The sequence below is a fragment of the Albidovulum sp. genome (genome assembly GCF_049646345.1).
Taxonomy (GTDB): Bacteria; Pseudomonadota; Alphaproteobacteria; order Rhodobacterales; family Rhodobacteraceae; genus Albidovulum.
In genome coordinates this window covers 1-3,985 of the sequence record NZ_JBARVQ010000552.1, presented here as the reverse complement: position 1 = coordinate 3,985, position 3,985 = coordinate 1, and the positions used below count along the sequence as shown (strand labels likewise).

The 3,985-nt window shown below is 62.4% G+C and carries 5 protein-coding genes; 4 read left to right on the top strand and 1 reads right to left on the bottom strand.

Annotated features, from left to right (window positions below):
* A partial coding sequence (locus tag WBB85_RS14255) for an ATP-binding cassette domain-containing protein (protein WP_432639269.1) occupies positions 1–1,472 on the top strand: 1,472 nt, incomplete at its 5' end.
* Between the two features lie 36 nt (positions 1,473–1,508).
* Here the strand turns inward: WBB85_RS14255 and WBB85_RS14250 are convergent.
* Positions 1,509–1,724: a hypothetical protein gene (locus WBB85_RS14250; protein WP_432639271.1), complete on the bottom strand. Its 216-nt coding sequence runs from the start codon at positions 1,722–1,724 to the stop codon at positions 1,509–1,511.
* Between WBB85_RS14250 and WBB85_RS14245 the strand changes: the two genes are divergently transcribed.
* Genes WBB85_RS14245 through WBB85_RS14235 form a run of 3 tightly spaced genes read left to right on the top strand, consistent with a single transcriptional unit; the run spans position 1,689 to position 3,978 of the window.
* Complete coding sequence (locus WBB85_RS14245) at positions 1,689–2,129, top strand: RNA polymerase sigma factor (protein ID WP_432639270.1); 441 nt, start codon at positions 1,689–1,691, stop codon at positions 2,127–2,129. The genes WBB85_RS14250 and WBB85_RS14245 overlap by 36 nt on opposite strands.
* Entirely contained in the window at positions 2,126–2,695 is a 570-nt protein-coding gene (locus tag WBB85_RS14240; RefSeq protein ID WP_432639268.1) for an anti-sigma factor family protein, read from the top strand. The genes WBB85_RS14245 and WBB85_RS14240 overlap by 4 nt, the downstream gene beginning before the upstream one ends.
* Complete coding sequence (locus WBB85_RS14235) at positions 2,692–3,978, top strand: S8 family serine peptidase (protein WP_432639267.1); 1,287 nt, start codon at positions 2,692–2,694, stop codon at positions 3,976–3,978. Before WBB85_RS14240 ends, WBB85_RS14235 begins: the two co-directional genes overlap by 4 nt.
* Positions 3,979–3,985 lie beyond the last annotated feature (7 nt).

Here is a 3,985-nt window from a genome sequence, read left to right as displayed (position 1 = left end):
GCAAGGCGGTTTTCGATCGGGTGATCGGGATGAGCCCTGCATTCTACGAAAAGATCATGACCGGCGAGGTGGTCAGCCGCATCACCACTGATACGACGCTGATCCTGTCGGTCATCGGCTCATCCGTTTCGGTCGCTTTGCGCAACCTTTTGATTTTGCTGGGTGGCATCGTTTTGATGCTGTTCACCTCAGCCAAGCTGACAGGCCTCGTTCTGCTGATCGTGCCGCTGGTGCTCGTGCCGATCATCACCCAGGGCCGTCGCCTGCGCCGCCTTTCCCGCGAGAACCAGGACTGGATTGCCGCTTCGTCCGGGGCGGCGTCGGAATCCCTCGGCGCGGTCCAGACCGTGCAGGCCTTCACGCATGAAACCGAAAGCCGGGCTGAATTCGGCCGGGTGACGGAAGAAGCGTTTCTCTCGGCCAAGGCCCGTATCCGCACCCGTGCGGCGATGACGGTCGCTGTCATCTTCCTTGTTTTCGCCGGTGTTGTCGGTGTTCTCTGGATCGGGGCCCGTGATGTGCGGGCGGGTGTGATGAGCCCCGGCGAACTGGTGCAGTTCGTCATCTATGCGATCATGGCGGCAGGGTCGGTCGCGGCCCTGTCGGAGATCTGGGGTGAGCTGCAACGCGCAGCAGGGGCCACCGAACGGCTGGCCGAACTGCTGAATGTCACCGACAGCGTTGCCGAACCCGCAGCGCCCAGGGCGCTGACGCGCCCGGCGCGCGGAGAGATCGCCTTTGAAGGTGTGACCTTCCACTATCCCGCCCGCCCCGAACAATCGGCGCTGGATGAGATGGATCTGCATGTGAAGCCGGGCGAGACGGTGGCACTGGTCGGCCCCTCGGGCGCGGGCAAGACCACTGTAATCCAGTTGCTTCTGCGCTTTTATGATCCTGACAAGGGGCGCATCACGCTCGATGGCGTGGCCCTGACTGATATGGCGCGATCGGAGTTTCGCCGCGCCTTGGCGCTGGTTCCGCAGGACCCGGTGATCTTTGCCGCAACCGCCCGCGAGAATATTCGTTTCGGCCGTCCCGACGCGACTGACGATGAAGTCGAGGCAGCCGCCCGTACCGCAGCGGCGCATGAGTTTCTGGCGGCCCTGCCCGACGGCTACGACACCTATGTCGGCGAACGCGGCGTGATGCTGTCGGGCGGTCAGAAGCAACGCATCGCCATCGCCCGCGCCATTCTGCGCGATGCCGCCGTGCTGCTTCTGGATGAGGCGACATCGGCGCTGGATGCCGAAAGCGAACGTGCAGTGCAAAAGGCTGTCGAGGCTGTTTCGAAGGACCGCACCACGCTGATCGTCGCCCACCGTCTGGCGACCGTAAAGAAAGCCGACCGCATCGTTGTCTTCGATCATGGTCGTATCGTCGCCACCGGCACGCATGATGCGCTGGTGGCCGAAGGCGGCCTCTATGCCCGCCTCGCGCGGCTTCAGTTCACCGAAGGGCTCGCTGCTGAGTGACGTAACGCCATGCTTCGCTTCCGCGAGCTAACGATGTTAACCTGATCTGACGCGTCCGGGGCTGGAAGGCCTGTCGGGGTTTTGCGGCATGGTATGTGAATGGTTGATCAGGACCTTGATAACCTCGTCGAGGCGATCGCGCGAAAGGATCGGTGCGCGTTCGAACGGTTTTACAGGGCGCTCGAACGTCCGCTGTTCCGATTCGTACAGGTAAAATTGAACGATCCGTTCCGTTCCGCCGACATAGTTCATGAGGTCTTTCTGGAAGTCTGGCGCAGTGCCGGTGCATTCAAAGGGAAATCGAGTGTCCGGACGTGGGTTTTTGCAATCGCGTATCGGAAAGTTGTGGATGTATTCAGACGGGAAGGGCGGCTGAGCTATCACGATGACCTGCCCGAACAGGTCGACGACAGCCCGGATGCCGCGACAGCACTTGTCGCAGCCGAGGATGCGGATGCGGTTCGGGCCTGTTTGGACAGGCTTCGACCGGAACATCGATTGGCGATCGAACTCACGTTCTACGAGGACATGAGCTATCGCGATATCGCATCGGTCACGGGAGTGCCGGAAGGAACGGTCAAAAGCCGGGTTTTCCACGCCAAGCAGCTTCTCACGCGGTGCCTCTCTGCACGACTGAAGATAGGAAAGAACGGATGATGGACGGGGATGATCGGGAACAAAGGGGTGCGGATCTGCTGCCGTTCTACGTGAATGGAACCTTGTCACCCGAAGAGCAGGCAGAGGTCGAGGCGCTACTGGCCGAGGATGAGGATCTGCGCCAGCAGCGCGATCTGCTGACGCGTATCCGGAACAGCATCAAGTCCGAAGGGGATGCCTATTCGCCAGGAGAGCTTGGTCTTGCGCGCTTGATGGGGGCGGTCGGGCCGAAGCCGCGTCACTATGGCCTGCTCGCCGCCTCGGTTGCGGCGGCATCCGTCGCCCTCGGGACGGTTCTCTACCAAGCGACCGCAGATCGCGCGCCGACATACGAACAGGCCGGTGGTCCGACACAGGCGGCAACACTTTTGGTGGCGTTCCAGCCGCACGCGCCACAAGGAGAGATTTCAGACCTTCTGCTGGCCAATGATCTGTCTGTTGTCGACGGACCCTCTGCAATCGGGCTTTATCGCGTTCTTGTCTCTGAGGAACAGAGTCAGGAAGACGCGCTTGCCGCGCTGCGGGCGGCGTCTGCGCTGGTCGAAAGTGCCGGTGTCGCTGAATGACAGGGGCAGCAATGGTGGCGGCTGCCTTCATGGCCGTTGCGGGGATCGGCCCAACCGTGTCCGACCGCTTTGAAACTGATGGCAAGGTGACGCTGGTCCAGAAGGTTCGCGAAGAATCCCCGAAACCGAAACCCAAAGAGCGTCCGAAATCGGAAGTCGACACCACAACGCCAAGCGAAACACCGATCGGCCGCAGATCAGACGGGGATGACCGCGAGAGCAGGCTCAGTCAGACCCGGCGGGCCGAAATCCTGATCCTTGGCGCGGTGCAGGATGTGGCGCTGGCCGAGGACGAAATCCGCCGGATCAGCGGGGATGTTTTGCGCCATAGGGTATTCGGCAATCTCGACCTTGCGATGAGTGTCGCGGAAATCGGCCCGCTCATGACCGTTCCCATCCTGCGTGCCCGCCTTGCCCGGAAGGGGATTGATGTGGCCGTTGATCGCGACGCCGTCTACCGACAGGCCGGTTCCAGCCGAAGTTATGCGCGCAGCATGGTGGGGTTGCCGGAAACAGGTGATTGCACGTTGCAGCGTGCCGTTCGGATCGGGCTGATCGACGGGCCTGTTGATCTGACGGTCGTCGGGGCCGCCGGCATGTCCGTTACCACCCGCTCGATCCTCGATGCGGGTGAGGAACCTGCCGATAGCGAACATGCGACCAGTCTTGCGATGCTGCTTGCCGCCAATGGTGGCGGGGGCAGTTCTGCGGGTATCGCACCGGGGGGCCGGATCTACGCGGCCGAGGCCTTTGTCCGCAGGGGCAGCACGAACGTGATGCCGCTCGACAATATGATTTCAGCGCTGGATTGGCTGCTTGCAGAGCGGGTGGAGCTGATCAACCTGTCGCTGGCCGGTCCACGCAACCAGGTCCTTGCTCGGGCCATGCAGACAGCTTCCGGGCGCGGTATCCTCCTTGTCGCCGCTGTCGGCAATGACAGCCGGGATGATGTGGCGTTTCCGGCGGCTGACCCACATGTGATCTCGGTCACCGCGGTCGATGCGCGCAAGCGCCGTTACCGGTCGGCGAATATGGGGCGTGAGGTCGATTTTGCGGCCCCCGGTGTTGACCTGCTCATTCCCGGGGCGGGCGAGGCACGCTATCGGTCCGGCACTTCCTATGCAGCCGCTGTGGTGACAGGCCTTCTGGCCCGTGAACTTGCCCTTGCTCCGGCAGATGCGGGCGGTGTCGCACAGCGGCTCTCTGAACGTGCCGAAGACCTCGGTCGCCCCGGACGGGACAGCGAATTCGGCTGGGGACTGGCTCATTCAGGGGGGTGTTAATTTTTTT